Origin of the sequence: Rapidithrix thailandica, from assembly GCF_039710355.1 — a bacterium.
Lineage (GTDB): Bacteria > Bacteroidota > Bacteroidia > Cytophagales > Flammeovirgaceae > Rapidithrix > Rapidithrix thailandica.
In genome coordinates this window covers 101,298-121,991 of sequence record NZ_JBDKWZ010000010.1, presented here as the reverse complement: position 1 = coordinate 121,991, position 20,694 = coordinate 101,298, and the positions used below count along the sequence as shown (strand labels likewise).

At 40.6% G+C, this 20,694-nt stretch carries 15 protein-coding genes; 8 read left to right on the top strand and 7 right to left on the bottom strand.

Features of this window, described 5'->3' with window-relative positions; all coding sequences use genetic code 11:
• Positions 1–93 precede the first annotated feature (93 nt).
• Together dcd and AAG747_RS17655 are read left to right on the top strand one after the other, a co-directional pair.
• A complete protein-coding gene (gene dcd, locus AAG747_RS17660) occupies positions 94–642 on the top strand; it encodes a dCTP deaminase (protein ID WP_346822533.1) in 549 nt (182 codons plus the stop codon).
• A gap of 180 nt (positions 643–822) precedes the next feature.
• Entirely contained in the window at positions 823–1,026 is a 204-nt protein-coding gene (locus tag AAG747_RS17655) for a hypothetical protein (protein WP_346822532.1), read from the top strand.
• Between the two features lie 126 nt (positions 1,027–1,152).
• Here the strand turns inward: AAG747_RS17655 and AAG747_RS17650 are convergent, their stop codons facing one another.
• Together AAG747_RS17650 and AAG747_RS17645 are read right to left on the bottom strand one after the other, a co-directional pair.
• Complete coding sequence (locus tag AAG747_RS17650) at positions 1,153–4,245, bottom strand: M4 family metallopeptidase (protein ID WP_346822531.1); 3,093 nt, start codon at positions 4,243–4,245, stop codon at positions 1,153–1,155.
• Between the two features lie 502 nt (positions 4,246–4,747).
• Positions 4,748–8,785: a hybrid sensor histidine kinase/response regulator transcription factor gene (locus AAG747_RS17645; RefSeq protein WP_346822530.1), complete on the bottom strand. Its 4,038-nt coding sequence runs from the start codon at positions 8,783–8,785 to the stop codon at positions 4,748–4,750.
• 406 nt (positions 8,786–9,191) lie between these two features.
• Between AAG747_RS17645 and AAG747_RS17640 the strand changes: the two genes are divergently transcribed.
• The 5 genes from AAG747_RS17640 to AAG747_RS17620 all read left to right on the top strand — a co-directional run bounded on the left by AAG747_RS17640 (position 9,192) and on the right by AAG747_RS17620 (position 13,637).
• A complete protein-coding gene (locus tag AAG747_RS17640) occupies positions 9,192–10,625 on the top strand; it encodes an amidohydrolase family protein (protein WP_346822529.1) in 1,434 nt (477 codons plus the stop codon).
• 171 nt (positions 10,626–10,796) lie between these two features.
• Positions 10,797–11,510, top strand: coding sequence for a BamJ family beta-barrel-assembly machinery protein (gene bamJ, locus AAG747_RS17635; protein ID WP_346822528.1), 714 nt, complete (start codon positions 10,797–10,799; stop codon positions 11,508–11,510).
• Positions 11,511–11,698: 188 nt separating this feature from the next.
• A complete protein-coding gene (locus tag AAG747_RS17630; protein WP_346822527.1) occupies positions 11,699–12,193 on the top strand; it encodes a PaaI family thioesterase in 495 nt (164 codons plus the stop codon).
• A 246-nt stretch (positions 12,194–12,439) separates the two neighbouring features.
• Positions 12,440–12,712: a hypothetical protein gene (locus AAG747_RS17625; RefSeq protein ID WP_346822526.1), complete on the top strand. Its 273-nt coding sequence runs from the start codon at positions 12,440–12,442 to the stop codon at positions 12,710–12,712.
• A gap of 418 nt (positions 12,713–13,130) precedes the next feature.
• On the top strand, positions 13,131–13,637 hold the full coding sequence (locus AAG747_RS17620; RefSeq protein WP_346822525.1) for a tetratricopeptide repeat protein: 507 nt from the start codon (positions 13,131–13,133) through the stop codon (positions 13,635–13,637).
• Positions 13,638–13,744: 107 nt separating this feature from the next.
• Here AAG747_RS17620 and AAG747_RS17615 read toward each other — a convergent pair whose 3' ends face one another.
• On the bottom strand, positions 13,745–15,304 hold the full coding sequence (locus AAG747_RS17615) for a DUF4301 family protein (RefSeq protein WP_346822524.1): 1,560 nt from the start codon (positions 15,302–15,304) through the stop codon (positions 13,745–13,747).
• Positions 15,305–15,603: 299 nt separating this feature from the next.
• Positions 15,604–15,846 (bottom strand): hypothetical protein, encoded by a 243-nt coding sequence (locus AAG747_RS17610; RefSeq protein WP_346822523.1) that lies wholly within the window; start codon positions 15,844–15,846, stop codon positions 15,604–15,606.
• A 164-nt stretch (positions 15,847–16,010) separates the two neighbouring features.
• On the opposite strand from AAG747_RS17610, the gene AAG747_RS17605 reads away from it, so the two are divergent.
• The gene (locus tag AAG747_RS17605; RefSeq protein WP_346822522.1) at positions 16,011–19,115 is read left to right on the top strand and encodes a CHAT domain-containing protein; all 3,105 of its coding nucleotides are present in this window, start codon (positions 16,011–16,013) and stop codon (positions 19,113–19,115) included.
• 25 nt (positions 19,116–19,140) lie between these two features.
• Here AAG747_RS17605 and AAG747_RS17600 read toward each other — a convergent pair whose 3' ends face one another.
• The 3 genes from AAG747_RS17600 to AAG747_RS17590 are packed head-to-tail and all read right to left on the bottom strand — an operon-like array spanning position 19,141 to position 20,660.
• Complete coding sequence (locus AAG747_RS17600) at positions 19,141–19,311, bottom strand: hypothetical protein (protein ID WP_346822521.1); 171 nt, start codon at positions 19,309–19,311, stop codon at positions 19,141–19,143.
• A gap of 34 nt (positions 19,312–19,345) precedes the next feature.
• Positions 19,346–20,095, bottom strand: coding sequence for a tetratricopeptide repeat protein (locus AAG747_RS17595; RefSeq protein WP_346822520.1), 750 nt, complete (start codon positions 20,093–20,095; stop codon positions 19,346–19,348).
• A gap of 4 nt (positions 20,096–20,099) precedes the next feature.
• Positions 20,100–20,660: an RNA polymerase sigma factor gene (locus AAG747_RS17590; RefSeq protein WP_346822519.1), complete on the bottom strand. Its 561-nt coding sequence runs from the start codon at positions 20,658–20,660 to the stop codon at positions 20,100–20,102.
• Positions 20,661–20,694: the final 34 nt, after the last annotated feature.

Sequence of the window (20,694 nt, the reverse complement as noted above, 5' to 3'; positions counted from 1 at the left end):
AAACATAAAGACCGGATAGTGCTGATTTTTTTATTATTTAGCGAAAATTTTTCACGGAATACTCTATTCCAACTATTTAGATAGCAGAGAAGCATGATTCTGTCAGATCAGCAAATTTTACAAGAAATTGAGAAGGGGACGATTGTCATAGAACCGTTTGACCCGGAGAGTTTAGGAACCAACTCCTATGATGTGCATTTGGGTAAATACCTGGCAACGTATAAAGATGAAGTGCTGGATGCCCGTGAGCACAATCAAATAGAGGTGTTTGAAATTCCTGAAGAGGGCTTTGTATTACAACCCAACACGCTTTACCTGGGTGTGACAATGGAATACACCGAGACCCATGCCCATGTTCCCTTTTTGGAGGGAAAGTCAAGCGTAGGCCGTTTGGGCATCGATATTCACGCGACTGCCGGTAAAGGAGATGTAGGATTTTGCAATACTTGGACCTTGGAAATTTCGGTTTCGCAGAAAGTACGCATCTACCGGGGCATGCCTATTGGCCAGTTGATTTACTTTGCCGTGGAAGGGAATATCACGAATTTTTACAACAAGAAAAAATCCGCCAAATATATCGAACGGACACAGAAGCCCGTGGAATCGATGATGTGGAAAAACCAATTCAAAATCATCGAATAGATTCGGAAAAAATTACGCTTGCCCAAAAGCCAATCCGCCCGTACAAAGGCCGATTGGCTTTTTTTCTTTCTCGCCTTTATAGACAGACACTTAACAGTTGTTAACAACGAAGGATCAACTTTTTATGCCTAAGCTTTGTAATCATACTATCACAAATATTCACCTCTAACATTCCTAATCATGAAAACCTATAAATATACGCTCAGTAGTCAGGCTTACTTTGAGGAAGATGAATTAAGTGATGTGCAAATAGAAGATTACATGAACACCTTGATGGCCAAAGCCAAGAGCAAAGCTTCGGCACTCAAACAAAACGTAAAAGTGGAACTTTATAAATGGATCAATGACCAATACAAATCCATCTATATATGGAAAGTAAAGTAAAAAGATAAGCTGCCTTGAGAAGGGCAGTTTTTTGTTGAGAAACAAAACAAAAGGCCCTGCTCCAAAATGGAACAGGGCCGGTAACTCAACATAGATGATAAATGAATGATAATGAAAGAATGAAGATCAATCCCTGACAATCACTCTTTTAGATGTGTTGTTTATTGAAAGGATGTAAATCCCGGCGGGTACAGAGTCAAGGTTCAATTCAAACTCGTTATTTCCCGGGTTCAAGGATATTTGATTCGTATACAGAATAGCTCCTACCGTATTTACCAAGCGTATATAGGCCGATTTTTGATTTTCAGGGTTTTGCATACGCACTGTCAATTTGCTAGTGGCAGGGTTGGGATACACACTCAAAACATCTTGCGCATTTTTTTCTAGAAAGGCATTCACCCCACCGGAACAAGCACCCAAATTCGTCCACCAACCGTGGATAGGCTCCCAGTAGATTCCATCAATTTGGGCTTCGTACAAGCTTCCTTGGTAAACCACTCTGTCTCCTTGTTGATAGATATTTCCGCTGACATACTCCGGCACATTGGCACAGTTTCCACCTGAGTTACCATTACCGGCAGTAAAGGTTACCGAAGCATAGTCAGCAGTTTGTCCGTTAGAACAAGTATAATTAATCCGCACGGTATAAGACGTTCCCGAAGTAAGTCCGGTAAATGGTTCGCTATTGCCAGTCACCGTTTCCGAAACAAAGTTTCCATTCCCGACTCTATATTCAAAGTTGTACGTAGATACACCAGGCACCCCATTCCAGGAAATCTGTGCAGAGGTACCGGTAATGTTCGTAGCTTGTAGCCCTGTCACGGCACTACAAGAGGAATTGCCCCCGCAATCGCCTACCTTCGCCCAGTACCTTGTGTCTGTAGGAGGATAGTAGAATATAAAATATTTTGCTTCGTAGATGCTGTTGTTATAAGCCACCCGGTCTCCGGTGTAATAGTATTCACTGGCTGACCACTCAGGAATGCCGTCACAACCGGTAGTGCCGCCTGAAGTAGTAAAGGTAGTAGACACATAAGGAGCCGTTTCGCCATTACTACACGTGTACCGTACCCGGACATCATAACCCGTACTCGCCGTTAATCCGGAAAGAGTCACCGAATTACTATTGGCATTGACAGTGGTATAACTGCCTGATTGGCTCACCTTATATTCTACTGAATAACTTGACACACCACTTACCGCATTCCAACTGACTACCGCAGAGCTCTCCCCAATATTGCCTACCGATAGCCCGGTTAACGCATTACAGTCCTGATTGTCTTGTTGGGTGGTAAAACTTGTTGTAGCATAATCGGCTTCAGAGCCATTGGTACAAGTATATTTTACACGTATCTGATAGGTAGTTCCCGGAGTCAAACCTGTTAAGTTACGGCTACTTCCGTTCACCGTCAGGCTGGTATAATTTCCTGCAGAAGCCTCTTTATACTCCAAGGTATAACTGCTCACCCCTGATACGGCATTCCAACCGACGGTGGCAGCATTTGTACTTACTTGAGAAACGCTCAATCCGGTAACGGCATCACAAGATTGACCGCTACAGTTACCACTAAACGCACTACCCACACCTACTGCATACATAGCATCCGTAGCTGCCGCCTCTTCGCAAGAGCCGGTTCCGTACAAATCACGGGCAGCATTGATTACAGCCGTACGCGCTGCGGAATATCCGGAATTAGCGGTCAGATAACGGGTCAAAGCACGATAAGCAATTTGGGCAGCCTTTTCAATGCCTACGCCACTTACGGAAAATGTATTTCCCCGGTCGTTTCTTCCACTGCCTCCTTCGGATGTCAAGTAAAACCAATAGTTCATCACACCACTGTTGGTATGTACTCCCCCATTGTCTTGTCCGGAAGAAGGATTGACCCAATAAGTACCTTGATAGGTATCCGGCTGCCGGTGAGCATTCGGATTGCTCATAGAGCGCTGAAACGATATGTACTCTCCCATCGTCCATTTATCGCCTACCCCTGCGTAATGCTCTGCATAAGAGCCAAAAATATCGCTAAATGATTCGTTCAGGGCACCGGATTCTCCTCGATAGACCAAACGGGCTGAGTTTCCTGTAACACCATGGGTAATTTCATGCGATACGACATCCAAGGAGGTAAAAGGCGTTCCGCTGGTGCTATTGCCAAAATAGGCAAAAGAGCCAAACCAAAAGGCATTGTTATTGGCAATAGACCCGGAACCGTTGACAAAGATCTCGATTTTCCCCCCGGCATTGTTATAACTGTTTCTGTTGAATTTTTCTTTATAAAAATCCAAGGTCACTTCCGCTCCCCAATAAGCATCTATATAATACCTTGCATTGCCTGAGCCCGAAAAAGTAGAAGAAGTACTGGACACGGTGCTCCCATTAGGCCGCGAGCCGTTTTGAGGTACTGTCGCGCCGTTCATATTGTACAATTCGATATAACGCGTTCCTGTCTGCCGGGCATAATAATAGCCTCCGCTTTGGTCTACAGTGATAGAGCGAGACCCATAGTACCCTGTGCTGGCCGTACCCGGTGTATTGGCCTTGTGAATTTTAGATTCTTTAAACAACACCTGACCGGTGCCGGCATCCACATATACATCTTCTTTGATAAACGGATCTACCGCAAACACTTCAAATTTAAATGCCAATTTGAGTTGATGAGCATTGGGTTCGTTTCCTTCCGAAATGTATACCAATTTGCCTTTCGGCTTGGTAACATCTACCACTCCGTCATTTGCCCGTAATCCCGCCACATGTTCTTTAGCCATTTTGGTTTCCCAAATGTAGGTTTTAGCTTTCACCTTTGTCAGAGCCTGTTGTAATGCAGCACCCTCTGCCAATACAGGTTTATTGTTAAGCTTCGGTAAGTCGCGAAACCACTCGCCGTTCACCTTTAATACTTTGCCATCTTTCACATGCACTATCATCATAGAACGGGCGATGGGTACCTGATTTAACACTTGTTGTAAACGGTAGTGAGTGACCCCCAACTCATCGGTTTCCGCATCCAACACCTCCACTCCGTACTTCGTAGTTGCTGCAAAGTGTTGTGCCATAAATGCTTCCGGACTGATAAATGCCGGAGCACCACCTTCAGTATATTCCGTAAAATACTGAAACAACCCCTTCTTTTCATAGGGGGTATCTTCCTGGGCAAAGGCCCAGGAACAAGCCAACAAACACCCTAGAATCATCCAGTGGGTAAACTTCTTTTTCATTGGTCTATGTAGTTTTAAATAGTTAAAAAATATGATCGCAAAATCCGGCTTCAGAAATAAAAATATGAGGCGGGTGTCTATGAAAAAGCGGCCTATTTGTTCAATAAAGGGTTCTTTTGTACAAAAAGGGGCTCATTTGTACAATGGAAAATTTCACAATTCCCTATATCCATTTGGATTTTACAGTTGATACGAAGGTATTCATCTATCGCACACTGACGCAACTTCCCCCTGACCGGGAAGAATCTAAAAGGTAACTTATGAGAAGAAAGTACGGTTTGGATGAAACCTTGGAATGGGTGAATGGATGGAGCAAAACCACCTCTCTTTTAGTGAAGGGGAGGAAGTAAATTTTTGAAAATCCTTAGCCGAAAAGACAAACAGGTGTTGAGAGAGCTTCCAAAGCCCGGCAATTTGAACTGTTGAACCGAGGTTTCTCTCTCATTAATCTCTCACGCTAATTGGCCATTTCACTCATTGATTCAAATACTCTACATTAGATCTAATTCAATTGTTGTTTTTGATGCCGGAGATATTCGGAAGGAGAAATACCAAAATAGGCTTTAAAATATTTCCGGAACATTTTACCACTATTATACCCTACCTCATCGCTTGCTTCGGTAATATTGTACTGTCCGGTCCGTAGCAAACGTGCTCCTTTCCGCACCCGTAATATTTGAATAAATTCTTTGGGAGAATAATCCGTGAGCGTAGAAAATTTCATATACAACAAAGACCGGCTGACATTCAATTTTTTAGAAAGCTCACTCACATCAAAATAGGGGTCGTCCATATGCCGGTTCACAACCCCAATGGCACGTTTGATCAGTTCGGAATCAGGTGATTGTTTGGCTAATTCTTCAATATTTGAGGAAGGTTCTGAAAACAACGCTTTGATTCGTGCCCGGGATTGTAACAAGTTTTGTATGGTAGCCAGCAATACTTCTTTGTCAAACGGTTTGATCAAAAAACTGTCGATACCCGCTTGCAACAATTCAACCCTTTGTTGGTCGGAGCCAAAGGCCGTTAACATAATGATAGGGGTATGACTGATTTCTTCATCTTTCCGGATACTTTGTACTAAAGCATGCCCATCCTTTCCGGGCATGGCCAAATCCGTAATAATCAAATCCGGAAATTTGGTTTTTGCCAAGGTAAACCCATCTACCCCTGATTTAGCCTGTAGAGTATGGTATTGCGGGGACAGAATTTCCACTATATATTCGCGAATTTCAACATGGTCTTCCACTACCAAAACCGTTGCTTCCAATGCCTGTGCCAGGGGTATACCGTATCCATTTGCAGCGGTGTGATTATCCAGCGCCCCCGGTTGTAACAATAATTGCTCTTGCTCGAAATGCCCCACACCTTTATATAAAGTCAACATAAAAGTCGATCCTTTCCCCTGAGTACTTTCTACTTGAATGCTTCCTTTGTGAAGCTCCATCAATTGCTTGCACAAATGTAAGCCGATGCCTGTATTTTCGAAGCCGTTTTTATGTAGAGATGAACGGGAATAATTGCGTTCAAATAACTGATCCAAATTGGACGGTGCAATGCCAATGCCGGAGTCTTTTACCAAAACCCGGACTCCCTCCTTCCCTCCTTCACTCCGGAACTCTTCTATAGAAACTTCAATGAGTCCCTTAGCCGGAGTATATTTAAAAGCATTGGACAACAAATTAAAAAGTACTTTTTCCAATTGGTCTTTATTAAACCAAATCAAAACCTTGGAAAGGGAGGTGTGAAAGTAAAAGTGAATTTGGTTTTTATCGGCTACGGACCGGAACATCTCCATTGTTTCTTCTACAAAACCCAAAAGTTCATATTCTCCCACCAAAAATTTCCCCGGGGCTTTTCCTTCTTTTCTAACATCAATCAACTCATTGGCCAGCTTTTTCAAACGAAGGGTGTTTTTTCGAATTTTAGAGAGGTATTCGTTCACATTCTCGCCACTTGTCCGGTACATTCGCTCTATATCATTGAGAATCAAGGTCAGTGGTGTACGCAATTCATGAGAGACATGTGCGATAAAATCCAGTTTTACCGTATTGATTTTCTTTTGATGCTCCAAGGCCAATTGTTCCAAAATTAATTGCTGTTGCAAATGCACTTTTTGCATGCGGTAGCGAAAGTAAAATGCAACAAGCAAACCAAGACACAGAAGATAAACCATACAAGCCCACCAACGCAAATACCAAGGCCCTAATACTTGCAAAGGAAGATGCGTGTTGGTAATAGGTTTTCCGTATTTTACAGCCCGTAATTGCAAATCATACGTACCGGGCTTCAAGTGATACAACAGTACATGAGGATATGCCGGGTCAAGAGAATACCAGGTTTTCTTATCCAGAGAATATTCAAACCGTAAATTATCTTGAAGGTGATGAATGGGAAAACCCAACAATATATTGACCACATCCTGGTCCTTTACTTTCAGAGGAACTGTTCCCGGTTCCAAAAGAAGCTGCTCCTGATTAAGCGGAACTTCATTAATTAGAATACCGGAAATAAGAATACGGCAAGTAGCCAAGCAGGCAGAAGCACTCTGAGTCAATTCTTGCGTATTAATTCGAATCACCCCTTTGTTACTTCCGAAATAGACATTGCCCTCCGCATCGCTGCTTACCGCTCCATAGTGAATGAAAGGCCAGCCCTTGGTTCCCGGCACTTTGTACTGCTCGGTGGCCCCGGTAGCCGGCTGAAAGGAAAAGATGCCTTGATTGGTCCCCATCCACAACGTTCCGGTTTGATCGCAAGTAATGGCATTGATTTTTTTGTTTCTGAAAAACGCTTTTGCAGCAAAGTCGACCGTGGTTTGCGTATGATGATCGTATTTATACAGTCCTTTGTTAGTAGCCAACCAAGAAATGTTTTTCTCACTCACCGAATGAAAAATATAAACATCATAAGTATCCGGAAAGATGGGACCGAGACTAACCAAACTATCCTTCCGCAACATGGCATTCAGCCAGTGACTAAACAACACCATACTACTGTCCCTTAAAAACTCTCCGTAATACAAAGGTACTTTAGGAAAATACGCCTTGGTTTTGTCATTCCAGGCATTGCTTATTTGATCATTTTGAAGGTTTAAAAAATTCAACCCTGCATATGTAGTGAAATACATATTGCCACTGGCATCCTCAAAAAGATCATTCACTAATTCGGAAGACAAGCCACTTTGAGACGAGTATATTTTCGGACGAATCACAGCCCCTTTTTTTAATTGCTGGTATTGTTCTCTTGTATAAAAGCAGACTCCTTTATACGTACCGATCCAAAAATTTCCCTTTTGGTCAAAGTGAAATTCGCTAATGCTGTCGGATGGCAATAGTAAACGGTTATGAGCTTGGTTGATGGTTTCGATATGCACATCTTCCTTGTGCAATGAATCCAATAATAATACACCCTTTCCAAAACTACCTACCAAAAGGGCTCCTTGCTGATCAGCTTTTACACTATAAATACTGGTTCGTTGCCCTATATGACTTTGTAAAGGAATGACTGAAAGTCCTTTGGGTTGTAATGCTGCATTTTTCAAACCATCACCCAAAGTACCTATCCAAAGCATGTTTCCCCGCACATAAATGCTGGAAATGATATCATCCATAAAATTAAACTGTGGGATGGCTTCAAAGCTAATCCGTTCAATGGGATGAGAGGGGTCTGTCAGCGACTTACGGCACAAGCCTTTGCCAATGGCAGAAAAGTATAGATTACCTTGGTGATAATAGACTGCTGAAATATAGCCAAGACCGGGATCGTCAAAACAATTAAGTCCCGGCACCTTTTCCAGTTTCTCCGAAAGGACATCATATATAAACAATCCTTCCTGAGCGAAATTGATCAAGAGCCGGTCTGCAGGTAAAGGGCTAATCGTATAGCCGTAAAGAAACGGATGGACTTCTGAAGCCATGGATTTGGTAATGAGTTCGAATTTTTCCCATTGCCCCAAATCCGCCAATTTTCCTTTGATTACGCCATAACCATTCAACGACAAAAAAACCTCCTCTTTCGCCACATACAATGCTTTGAGTGTAATTTCCTTTTGGATTTTGGTAAAAAACGCAAGATCAATCACCTGATAACCCACCGGATGAAAAGCCTCGTCCAATTCAATAAAATACAAGCCCTTAGAATATCGGGCTAGCGCTTTTTGATTCCCCAAGTAAACAATATCGCCAACGGGAGCGGTAGGTAGAATAGCATCCCAAACTTCTTGATTTAAGAGGTCATAGATTTTCAGTCCGTTTTTAGTTCCTAGCCACAATTGCCGATTCGGCATAAAATGCATTCCGTAAACCGGAACAGGCCGGTCCAAGCTATCTTTAAGTTCCGGAATTACGACAGAACGATAACCGTCAAATTTTACCAAGCCATTTTCGGTAGCCAGCCATAAGGCCCCGTTCCGGCCTTCTTTCATTTTATAAATGTAATTAGAGGCCAGCCCCTGAGCTTCTTTGTATTCATTCCATTCGGGTTTGAGTTGGGCGTACCCTGTTTGAATAATAAAAGTGCCGAAACAAACTCCCAGCAAGATTTTGCTTATGCATTGAGACAAATTCAAGGAACAGACCATATCCATTAAAATCAAATGGTGAAGTAGTAAAATTCAAACATAGAAAGTCACTCTTCAAAGGAGATTTAATACACTTTATCCATTGAAGGTTAGTCGTACTATGAAGTTCACGAGTAGGTATTGAATGTTGAGAATCCTAATGAGGAATTGATTTCATTCGCTAGTGAAAGAAGAGACTTTAATTAACATTATTTTTTTTAAAATCAAAAAATATAGGGAAATATTTATACCGATAACAACTTATATTTACCCTTGTACTTATCTACAAACTTTGCCCGGAACCTCACAAGAAAGGATTAAATTAGATTTTTTCATATACTTTAGTCTGTTGATAAAAATTCATATACAACTACTATTTTCAAAAATGAAAAGATTATTGTACACCTTCTTTGCTTGTTGGTTGCTTTTGGCCTGCCAACCGGAAAAAAAGACCTCAGTAGATCTCTTGATTACCGGAGCTACTATAGTTGATGTTAAATCGGGAGAACTGATACAAGAGAGAGCGTTGGTAATTAGTGCTGACACAATTCAGGCAATTATTAATGCTTCTGAAGCGAATACCTATCAGGCAAAAGAAGTAATAACCGCTCCCGGAAAATTCCTTATCCCCGGCCTTTGGGACATGCACGTGCACTTTGGAGATGATACCTTGATACAAGAAAACAAAAACCTCCTTCCTCTGTATGTTGCACATGGCATTACGGCTGTACGCGATGCCGCAGCAGACATCAGCCCCAGCGTACTCGAATGGCGCAAAGCCATCAACCAAGGAAAGCTATTAGGGCCAAAAGTATTTACCGCAGGTCCTAAAATCGAAGGAATCAACTCCGTATGGCCTGGCGACTTGGAAGTAGGAACGGAAGAAGAAATGCTCCAGGCAATGGATTCATTGGAAAAAATTCAAGTAGATTTTGTAAAAATCACGGACAATACCTTAAGCCCCGAGTTATTTGTAACAGCGGTCAAAGAAGCCCGGAAGCGTCATCTCCCAGTATCCGGTCATATTCCGTTTTCCGTACCCTTGGGAGAGCTGTCGGATGCCGGTTTAAGCTCTGTAGAACATTTATCGTACCTCTTGAAAGCCGGCTCGAAGCGCGACAAAGAAATCTCAGATTTATACGCTGCTAAAAAGCTATCTTTCTGGGTAGCCCGGGAGGAGATCAATGAAAGTTTTGATAAAGAATATGCTTTAAATGTCTACCGTAAACTGGCAGAAAACCAAACAGCTGTAGTCCCTACCATAAATATGACTTATACCTTTGCCAATTGGGACAAGCACAATCCCACTCAGGACGATTACCTGAAATATTTGGGAGGCGGCCTTATCAAAACCTATGCAGGAAGAGTAAAAAGTCTGGAAGGAGCCACCCGAGAAGATTTTGACAAACGCAGGGAGCAATATGCCAAAACCAGTGCCCTCTTACCATTGTTACAAAAGGCCGGAGTAAACATCATTGCCGGAACGGATGCGGGCTTTCTCAACTCCTATGTATATCCCGGAATAGGCTTACATACTGAAATTGAGCTGTATGTAAATGCAGGGCTCACACCTTTACAAGCATTACAGGCTGCAACCATCAATGGAACCCGCTACTTTGGCAACTCGGATCGATATGGAAGTATTGAAAAGGGAAAGTCTGCGGATATTTTGATATTGAATACCAACCCCTTGCACGATATCAAAGCCACCCGGGACATTCAAACCGTTATTATGAGAGGCACTGTTTTTAATCGAGAGGCCTTGGATTCCCTATTGGAAAAAGTAGAATCCTTGGCAGTCGAAACGAAAAATCAGTAATTTTCCTGAAAAAGCGAAGAGGGAACTTCAAGCAATACAGAGTGCCTATCAATACACTTTCTCAATTTCTTAATAAAAGATAAAATCTTCTGAGTTCCTTACTTTTTCTACATTTTAAGTTAATTTGCATTTTTAAACGAATTCTAAAATCTGATTAATTCAAAAATCACCATGGTAAGATTTCCAAAACGGTTTTTTATCTTTATTGCACTTGCTACAACGGCATGGTCATGTAAGCAAAATCAAAGTGCCGAGGATATTAGTGTAGACATGAATGAAGAAAAGCAAAAAATCAGCTATAGTATCGGTGTCAACATTGGTAGTGGTCTTAAGTCTTCGGGTTTAAAAGACGACTTGGATACTGAAATTATATCAAAAGCCATCCAAGATGTTCTTGCAGATAAAGAATTGCTATGTAGTCAAGAGGAAGCCGGACAAAACATCCAAACCTATATGATGGCAAAGCAAAATAAAGACAACCAAGAGAACCTGGAAAAAGGACAAAAGTTTTTGGAAGAAAATGCCAAAATCGAAGGAATTGTAAGTTTGGAGAATGGTTTACAATATCAAGTCTTGAACGAAGGCAATGGAGAAAAACCGACTACGGAAGACAAAGTAAAAGTACACTATCATGGTACTTTGATTGACGGTACCGTTTTTGACAGTTCCGTAGAAAGAGGTGAACCGGCTACTTTCGGAGTGACTCAAGTAATCAAAGGATGGACTGAAATATTGCAATTGATGTCTGTAGGTTCTAAATGGAAAGTATTCATTCCTACCGAATTGGCATATAGTACAAATGTACGTCCGGGAGGACCTATCCCTGCCAATGCGACCCTGATCTTTGAGATCGAATTGTTGGAAATTGTAAAAGAATCTAAGTAAGAAAATAAATAAAACGTTCTTACGACATAAGAAAAACTAATGATTTGCCTGTCAAGTCATTAGTTTTTTTTATTTTGATACTTCTGTGTCCTGCTATTCATAAGTTTAAATATTCAATGAAGCAAAAGGAGCACAGGCGCTTATTAGTCAATTTTGTCCAAACACATAAAAACAGACTACTAATCTTTATGACGACAGAGGAAAAAATCTACTTTCAGGATTTTATGCCTGGGAATGTATGTTTCGGTTGTGGAAATAACAATCCGGAGGGTTTACAAATAAAAAGTTACTGGGAAGGAGAAGAAGCCGTGTGCCGATGGAGTTCCGAAGAAAAATACCACGGATGGGCCAATTTGCTGAACGGAGGGATTTTAGCCACACTCATCGACTGCCATTGTATGTGTTCGGCCATGGCTTATGCATACAAAATTGAAAACCGTTCATTGGACTCAAACCCGGTGTACCGGTACGCTACCGGAACCATAACGGTGAAATATCTTAGACCGACCCCTAACAACAAACCCATAGAGCTCAGAGCCGTGGTGGAAGAGGTAAAAGGGAAGAAAACAACCATGAAGTGTAACGTGTATGCAGAGGGAGAAATAACTGCTGAGGCACAAGTGATCGCCATCCGGGTATTTGATAGTAACCAATCCAATGCCGGCAACCCCTTTGTAGAATAACATATTTACCCCCTTTGGTACCAGCAATGGATTTTACATCCTAAAGAAATTGTTATTGAAGTGAATTAAACTTTTTCTTTTCCTGAAAAATGTTTCAAAAACGCCTCCTCTGTGTTACTTTTTTCGACAATAGCTTTTTGGCTATTCTCTTCAAAAAGTGCCTTGATGAGCCGGTTTTGATTCCATTTTCGGTCAAAAACCATACGTGTAAACCACTTCATTTCTAATATAGCTCTGACATTTATTATGGCAAATCCAAAAGAAAATTTCAGTGAGATCGCTACCGCCTTTTTTATGGGGGTGGCAGAGGGACTAATCTGGAAATCAGATCCCAATAAAGACTCTTCCAAAGTGGATGAATATTTACATATTCTCCGTAAGTACAAGTCAAATGACAATCCTCATTCGGAACTTCAAAACCAAGTCAATGCGCTGAAAGAGGAGGTTCAATTATTAAAAGATCAACTTGCGGATAAAGACGAATTGATTGCTCTTTTGAGAGAAAAACTAGATCAATAAGCACCATGCTTTTCATTTTTTCAACTCAATATAGTTCTATCAAGGCAATTCAATATTTCTTTTTTTCACCTCATGCAAAACAGAGGAAATAGTAATAATAAAAAAAGCTCGAATTCAAACCGTTACCGACCCTTACAAGGATTTTGAATTTGGTAACTATACCTAAAAAGAATTGAAAATATGAAGTACTTTTCAATCCTTTTCTTTTTTACAAACACAGTAATTGAAAAAAATAAATCTAACAAAGAAGTCAAAAATTTGTTTCTTATAATAACCATTCAATACAATGAACTTGTTATTTACTTTGCCCAACGCAGCATCCAATAACTCGAACTAAACCAAAGAAACTATCCTTTTTGAAAGACAGGTTAGTCACAAAAAGCAAACACAAAAGTTTAGCAGAAAAATCCTTTGAAGAATGAGTAAAAGTAATCAACGGGAAGAATTGAATCAACTATTTGAACAATTGCAAGTTGCAGAATCACAGACTTCCATAGACGATCTACAAAAGCAAATCTGGGAGATATGGATGCAAACAGGCTCTCCGGATATCAATCAATTGATGAAATACGGCTCAGAGCAACTGGCAATGGAGGCCTATAATGACGCCATCAAAATTTTCACCGAAGTAGTTGAATACTTTCCGGATTATGCCGAAGGTTGGAATAAAAGGGCCACGGCATATTACTTGAGAGGCAGCTTTAAAGCATCCATTTGGGATATTTGCCGGACACTGGCTTTAGAACCCCGTCATTTTGGGGCCATCTCCGGGTTGGCAACCATCTATATGGAATTGGGCGCTGAGAAGATGGCATTAGCTACTTTGCAAGAACTCAAGGGCATCGTACCTCACCAGAAAGGTTTGACCCAACAGATTGAAAGTCTCTGTCAAAAACTGGGGATTAAAAACACTCCGGGGAGTTAGACAACTGTCGCACTCCCCAGACATTTTTTAAGTATCAGAATCGTTTACGCTATTTTTTGCAGTAGTACACAAGCCAATACGAAAACATTCCGGCTCCCGGCCAGAAACTATTGATGCGTCTCTCTTAACAAGTCATTCACTGTTTTGACCGGGTTAAATGTAATAATCGGCACCTCTACAAACAAAGTGATCCAATCAGACATTGCCCCATTCCACAAGCCTGGCAATTCCAATGCTTTCAAGGCTCTTCCATCTTTTGATTTATGGGAAATAAAACCTGTTTGGGGATCAATATACTGCCCTAAATCAAAGGATTTTCCTTGGTAATCTTTGATGGCACACACAAGGTCCACCGGGTTGAAATGTGTCGCTTTCTTTACGATATGCTGAACGGCGGTCTGGTCCATATCCAATTGGGCACTTTCCACAATTTGTAGACTTTCCGTTTGGTCGGCATTAATAGCCCAGAAAGGGCCTCCTCCCGGCTCACCTTCATTTTTCACCATTCCGCAAACTCTTATGGGCCGGTTTAGCTTAGCTTTGCAATATTCCAGTTGTTCTAAGCCTGTTTGCAAACTTTCTCCGGCAGGGCGCCTTATATTCAGTTCGTCTTCCAAAAAGGTTAAAATTTCTGCTAGTAACCCCTCATTTTCCCCGTTTTCCATTTGCTCCAACTTATTCAAATAGGCAAAAATCCGCTCTTGGTAAGACACCAATACTCCTCCCAAAGCTTTTTTATACTTATAAGTAATCTCTTTCAAGCGGTCGGGCACCACATTATCGATGTTTTTAATAAATACGTAATCAGCGTTTACTTCTGCCAAATTTTCAATCAAGGCCCCATGCCCTCCGGGCCGGAAGAAGATAGAATTATCGGCCAATCGAAACGGCTGATTCTGCAAGTCCACGGCAAGAGTATCCGTAGACGGTTTTTGATGGGAAAAGGAAATCCGATACTTAACATCAAATGCTGTTTCGTACTGCTGACGAACTTCATCAAGCAACGCCTGAAAGCCCTCTTCATGTTCTAAAGACACGGTAAAATGTAACTGAACCTGGGCATTCTTTCCCTTGGCATAATTCGCTCCTTCCACCAAGTGTTCTTCTACCGGAGTCCGGGATTCGGAAGAGTATGAATGAAACTTCAACAAGCCTTTGGGCAAGGCACCGTAATTCAAACCTTTCTCAGTTAACAGAGAAGTCAAAATTGAGACATATTTTCTTTTTAAGAGAGCCTCCTCCAACTCCATTCCTTCATTTTGCCGGAACACTGTTTTGAGGTCTTCAAAAAATGCAAAATCTTCCAATTGCTTAAAAAAGGTGTACAGCGATTGAGGTCCCTGGTTGCCTTTGAGTTTTGCATAATCCTCCTCCGTATTTTGATAAGACTCCATACATTCAAATAAAGCCTTAAACATACGGCTAGCCGCACCAGATGCGGGTACAAATTTCAGAACCGATTTATGTGTAAGGGCTTGTTCATAAGCAGCAATATAGTCATCCAGTTGATCTTCATCCAGGTTCAGGATACCGTCACCGAGAGTGGCCGGCCGGGTTACTTTCATATATGGAAAGCCCTTTTGAAAACACTTAATCTGAGCTTCTACAGTGGTTAGGCTAATTCCTCTACTTTCAAATTGTTTTAAATCTTGATCCAAAAATTCCATGTTAATTGAGTTTGTTAGTAAAGTGAGAATATACAATCAAAAAACTAGAAATTCTAATGCAAATACAAATTCCTTCTGCCTACAAAAAACCAATTCACAAAAAGTTCATTTCACCACCACATTTTAACAATTAACTCCAATTTACTTTTCTGAGGACAAACTTTCTCGTATCTTTCATTCCGGATATTTCACTTGACATTTTAACCCATGAAAAGGCCTTACTACATCAAAACAATTTTTGTGTTATGCTTGCTTAGTGCTTTATCTTTTATGGCGGAAAATGAAATTATGAATGAATTCTATTTAGGCAAGGCAAACCGTGTACAAGTAAGTACCTCTGCGGTTACCCCCCCTAACCCTCCAAAAGCAAAGTCTTCCCAGTGCTGTAAAAGTTCTTCTGCCTTCAAAGAGAATTCCGAAGGGGCTCCAGTAGCCAGCAACCAGACAACCAGCCATTTATCCCTGCCGGCCCTTTTCAAAAGGCACATATTACTCGGCATATTGATTAAGTAGGCCAAAATCCTTGCTTCTATTTCATTCATCCTTTTTACCTGAGGTAATTTCTCTTGATTTTCTCTTTGAAATCCGGAGTATTGTCAGCCGTAAACCCTCATTGAGGAATACTTAATTTTTTGGATACATTTGAATATAAAAAATTAAAGTAGAGATTTGTATAGATGTCTTAAAGTAAGAAGCTTTAAATTACATGAGAAAACCTTTACCTTTAATTTTTTGCGTTGTCCTGATATTCATTGGCAATATACATTTGTTTGCTCAACTGGTTAGCCAACAAGAAGTACTTCCGGCATCCGGCACCGACAACCCTTCTCCTGCTTTTGTCGATTACCAGTATGAAAACCCCGAACTCCAAGAGGTTGAGGATTTGTTTTTAGCTGAAAATTATTTTAAAGCTTCTGACCTGTATTTACAATACGCCAAAAAATTCCAGGCAGAAAATGAGTGGGAAGGATACCTCTATTGTTTAAATCAATACACTGATTGCTTGCGGCTCACACGCAATTTTAACGATGCTAAAATTCAATTGACCACCAATGTACGGGATGGTAAAACATATTTGGGAGAAGAACATCCTTTAGTGGCTACGGCCTACTACTTGCTCGGCATCTGTTATGACTATACCAATCAACCGGACTCCGCGCTGTATTACCATAACACAGCCTTGCAAATGCGCTTGCATTTGCTTGGGGAGCAACATTTGGACGTAGCTAAAAGCTACAATGGAATTGGGGATGTTTACCGTTGGTATTGGCGCGATTATTACAACGCAGATCACTTTTACACCAAATCCTTAAACATTAAAGAACAGTTAGATCAACAATCAGAAAATGTCCTTTCATCGCGAAATTTCTTTGTGAGCTATTACAACCTGGCCACTACAAACCGGGGAAAAGGAGATCTGGACCGTGCTTTATTTTATGGTTTAAAAGCATTGTCTTTAATTGATTCGGCAAGCTCCAGGGCAAACTACTGCCATTCAATGTTAGCCAATATTTACAACACTAGGAACCAACTGGATAAGGCTACATTTCATTATCAAAAAGCCATTGAACTTTACAAACTCAGCAAATCGAAAATCGGTTGGGAACTTCCTGTATATTATAACAATTTGGGCTATGCCTTGCGAAAGCAAAAGCACTATGACTCAGCCCTCCAACATTTTTATGCTGCACTGCGGCTTGGCAAAAAGCTAAAACATCAAAAAGTTTTGTCTGACGCCTACATGGGCCTAGCCGACCTCCACCTTGCAAAGGAACAGTATGATTCGGCTGCTTATTATTATAAAAAACTACTCTCCGGAAATTTGAAGTTTTACGGAGAAAGGCATAGAGAATCGAGTAAAGCCAAATTATACATCGGTAATTTTTATCAGGCCAGAAATGAGTATGATCGGGCTGTTCACTATTACCAGGCAGCGATAGATATGGAAAAACCTGAAAACGACACAATTCATAATATCCTTGAAAAGTCAAAAACCAACCTATATTTATACCAAATCATAGGAGCCAAAGCAAAAACGCTCAAAAAAAAGTACTTGGCTCAAAAGGACTCCATTCAGTTGCTTACCCAATCCATTGAAGCTTCGTTATTAGCTGACTCCATTATTGATATCTACCGCACCTTATTCATCCAGGAAGGAGCGAAGCTTTATTTTTCGGATAAAATACAACCTATATACGAACAAGCTATTGATTGTGCGTATTTACTGTACAATCAGACCAAAGATTCAGCCTATACGAATATTGCATTTCAATTCATTGAAAAAAGTAAGTCGAGGGTTTTGTTAGAATCCATTTTAAAAGCAGAATTGAAAAATCAGGCAGGGCTTCCCGACAGTTTATTTTCACTAGAGAAAAAATTACAAGTCCAACTCGCTCACTACAGAAATAAGCTGCACGATGAAGAAAAAAAAGCCACTCCGGATCAAGCCAAAGTACAGTCATTCCAAAACAAAATATTTGAAATCATTCGCTCCCAAGAAAAGCTGTCCAATTCTTTACAAAAAAATTACCCGAACTATTACAGTTCCATCTACCATAAGCGGAGTGTCCGTTTTTCAGAACTATTAGCTTATCATCAAGAACACAACATTGCTGTTTTAGAATATTATTGGGGAAAAAATGCTGTGTATGCCATAGGAGTAGATACTCATGGTGACATATTCTTCAAAAAGATAGACAACAATCATTCTTTATATGAAAGTGTTCTTTCTCTGATTTCCCTTATCAAACAAGGGCCTTTGGCTCCTCAAAAATCCCAACAAGATCAATTTCATCAATTTACGGAAGTAAGTCTGTCTTTATATCGGCAAATTTTTCCTTTCAAGCGTAACCCAGAGAAAGTACAAAAGCTTTTGATCATCCCGGATGGGCCTTTGGCATTTCTTCCTTTTGATGCACTCATTTCTCAAGAAAGCCTCACAAAGGCTATCAATTACAAAAACCTAGCATACCTTCATCAGGAATACTGTATTAGTTATGCCTACTCTTATGAACTATTAAAACACCATAGGTTTCGGCAATCCAATAAGCAGGCATTGAAAATGCTGGCTTTAAGTTATTCCTCTCCCACATCTTCCAAAGAGAGCGATATATTGCGAAGCAATGGACTTACTCAGGATATATTAAATACTTCACGAGAACTGGATGCCATTCAACAAATTCTGCCGGGAAACTACTTGAAAGGAAAAGCGGCCACGGAAGATTATTTCAAAAAACATGCAACCCAATATGACTTGATTCACTTGGCTTTACATGGATCGGCCGATCAAGAACAAAATCAAAACACCTTATTACGGTTCAGAGATGATCACACTTCAGAGGAAGACGGAAGGCTACACCCTTACGAACTCTATAATTTGAACCTGAATGCACAATTAGTTGTACTGAGTGCCTGCGAATCGGGGCTAGGTAAGTTGTACCAAGGAGAAGGGGTGTACAGTATGGCCAGGGCTTTTACCTATGCGGGCAGCCCTACAATAGTTATGAGCCTTTGGGAGATTAACGACCGCATTACTGCGGATATCATGTCAAATTTTTACCAACAGCTCAATGAGGGGCATTCGATAGATGAAGGACTCTACCAGGCAAAAAACAACTACCTTAACAGCTCCGATCCACTTGAAGCCCATCCTCTCTACTGGGCTAGTTTTGTGCCGTTGGGTAAAATGACCCGTATTGTAACAGAAGAACAAATGCATCAGCGACAATTACTACAATGGGTGGTCATTGCTGCGCTAGTCATTACTTTAGGTTTGTTATCCAAAAAGATATTAAAAAAAATCCGGAAGTAAATTCCGGATTTTTATACAAAACTCTTTACGGTAAACGGACATCCCGTGATTTATCTTCATCTTCTTCACCATCGCCTTCCCCTGACTCTGTATCAGAAGTTGATTCGGCATCTTGTGCACTCAACATGCCGCTACTGGCACTAGCATTGGGTACTCGGACATCTCTTGCTTTGTCCTCATCTTCAGGTACTGACATATTCATTTAGTTTAAATAATGAAAAGAATGTATATTATAGTTTAGTTAGAATTTCAGTTACCTCTTCACTTCTATAACCGCTGGTTTTTAGTTCTTTAAGAAGGCTTTTTGCTTCCTCTATATTTTTTTCATTCAAGGCAATCAAGGCCAAATACCATTTGGCCTGGTCTACAAAATCCTCATTCAGGTGAATCACCTGTTCAAAATATTTAGCCGCTTGTGTATTTTTCTCCAGGGCCAAATACGAATTTGCCAAGTAGAATAAGTAAGTAGCAGTCGCCTCTTTGGCGAGTAATTCCTTAAACAGGTTTGTTGCAAGCTCGTAATTACCACTGTCATACGCAGTAAAGGCCAACTCATATTTGGAAAGCTCCTGAAGTTCCCCTCTGACATTCGCAGTTACAATGTTGCGATAAGGTTGATAATATTGCACGTATAAATTCTGAGGTGTTTCAGGGAGGTTAATAATTAGAAGCGTACTAATAATCAACAACGTTACAGCGGCTGCAATGGAAACCAGTATTCTGGAATGAGTCAAACTGATAATTTTTGCTTCTTTGGTCTCATCAGTTTCAATAAGAGACTCTTCAATTTCATCCAATTTTCTCCTCAATTGCATTCTGGCATTTCGTCGGATTCCATGAATCATCAGTCTGCTTTGATCAACACACCGTCTGAATTCATCGTCTTCAGCTAAGCGCTGATTGACCTCTTCAACTTCTTTGGCAGATAGTGCATTGTCTAAGTACTTTTCGATTAATTCTAGGTCGTATTGAGATTTCATTACCTTAAAATGTTAATTTTGGTGATTCCTGCTCGATAATCTTACGAAGCCTGTTCATACATTTATATTTCAAATTTTTAGCTGTTGCAGGGTTTTTATATTGCAAAAGCTCACATATTTCAGCCATGGACTTCTTATGATAGTAATATAATTCCAAAAGCGTTTTACAAGGATCCCCTAACTTTCCCAAACATTCTTCCACTACCACTAACACTTTTTCTTCCTCCTCTTTGTACTCTTCTTTTTCATAAGTCAGTCCCTGTAAGACATCCTCTGTTTCATCCGTAAATCGTTGAGCAGCTTTGCTTTCTTCTAAGAATTTATTTTTTCCTATGGCAAATAAATACGTCTTTTCGCTACTCTTTAATTCAGTTAGTTTTCCAGTAGTAATATTTTCATAAAAGATAATGATGGCTTGTTGGTAAATTTCCCGGGCTTGTTCGGACGAACAGCCATATGCCTTATTCATCCAAGCGATAAATTCGGTACGGTACCGTATATATAATTGAGTTAAAGCTTCTTCTTCTCCGTTCTTTATGCTCTCAATGATAGAATATTCTTGCATTCACTGTATTTTTTAATAATCTAACGAACTATAG

Bases quoted from the DNA above. Each gene is read 5' to 3' on its own strand.
- dcd (WP_346822533.1), top strand. From the start codon at position 94: ATGATTCTGTCAGATCAGCAAATTTTACAAGAAATTGAGAAGGGGACG.
- AAG747_RS17655 (WP_346822532.1), top strand. From the start codon at position 823: ATGAAAACCTATAAATATACGCTCAGTAGTCAGGCTTACTTTGAGGAA.
- AAG747_RS17650 (WP_346822531.1), bottom strand. From the start codon at position 4,245: ATGAAAAAGAAGTTTACCCACTGGATGATTCTAGGGTGTTTGTTGGCT.
- AAG747_RS17640 (WP_346822529.1), top strand. From the start codon at position 9,192: ATGAAAAGATTATTGTACACCTTCTTTGCTTGTTGGTTGCTTTTGGCC.
- bamJ (WP_346822528.1), top strand. From the start codon at position 10,797: ATGGTAAGATTTCCAAAACGGTTTTTTATCTTTATTGCACTTGCTACA.
- AAG747_RS17630 (WP_346822527.1), top strand. From the start codon at position 11,699: ATGACGACAGAGGAAAAAATCTACTTTCAGGATTTTATGCCTGGGAAT.
- AAG747_RS17625 (WP_346822526.1), top strand. From the start codon at position 12,440: ATGGCAAATCCAAAAGAAAATTTCAGTGAGATCGCTACCGCCTTTTTT.
- AAG747_RS17620 (WP_346822525.1), top strand. From the start codon at position 13,131: ATGAGTAAAAGTAATCAACGGGAAGAATTGAATCAACTATTTGAACAA.
- AAG747_RS17615 (WP_346822524.1), bottom strand. From the start codon at position 15,304: ATGGAATTTTTGGATCAAGATTTAAAACAATTTGAAAGTAGAGGAATT.
- AAG747_RS17610 (WP_346822523.1), bottom strand. From the start codon at position 15,846: ATGAATGAAATAGAAGCAAGGATTTTGGCCTACTTAATCAATATGCCG.
- AAG747_RS17605 (WP_346822522.1), top strand. From the start codon at position 16,011: ATGAGAAAACCTTTACCTTTAATTTTTTGCGTTGTCCTGATATTCATT.
- AAG747_RS17600 (WP_346822521.1), bottom strand. From the start codon at position 19,311: ATGTCAGTACCTGAAGATGAGGACAAAGCAAGAGATGTCCGAGTACCC.
- AAG747_RS17595 (WP_346822520.1), bottom strand. From the start codon at position 20,095: ATGAAATCTCAATACGACCTAGAATTAATCGAAAAGTACTTAGACAAT.
- AAG747_RS17590 (WP_346822519.1), bottom strand. From the start codon at position 20,660: ATGCAAGAATATTCTATCATTGAGAGCATAAAGAACGGAGAAGAAGAA.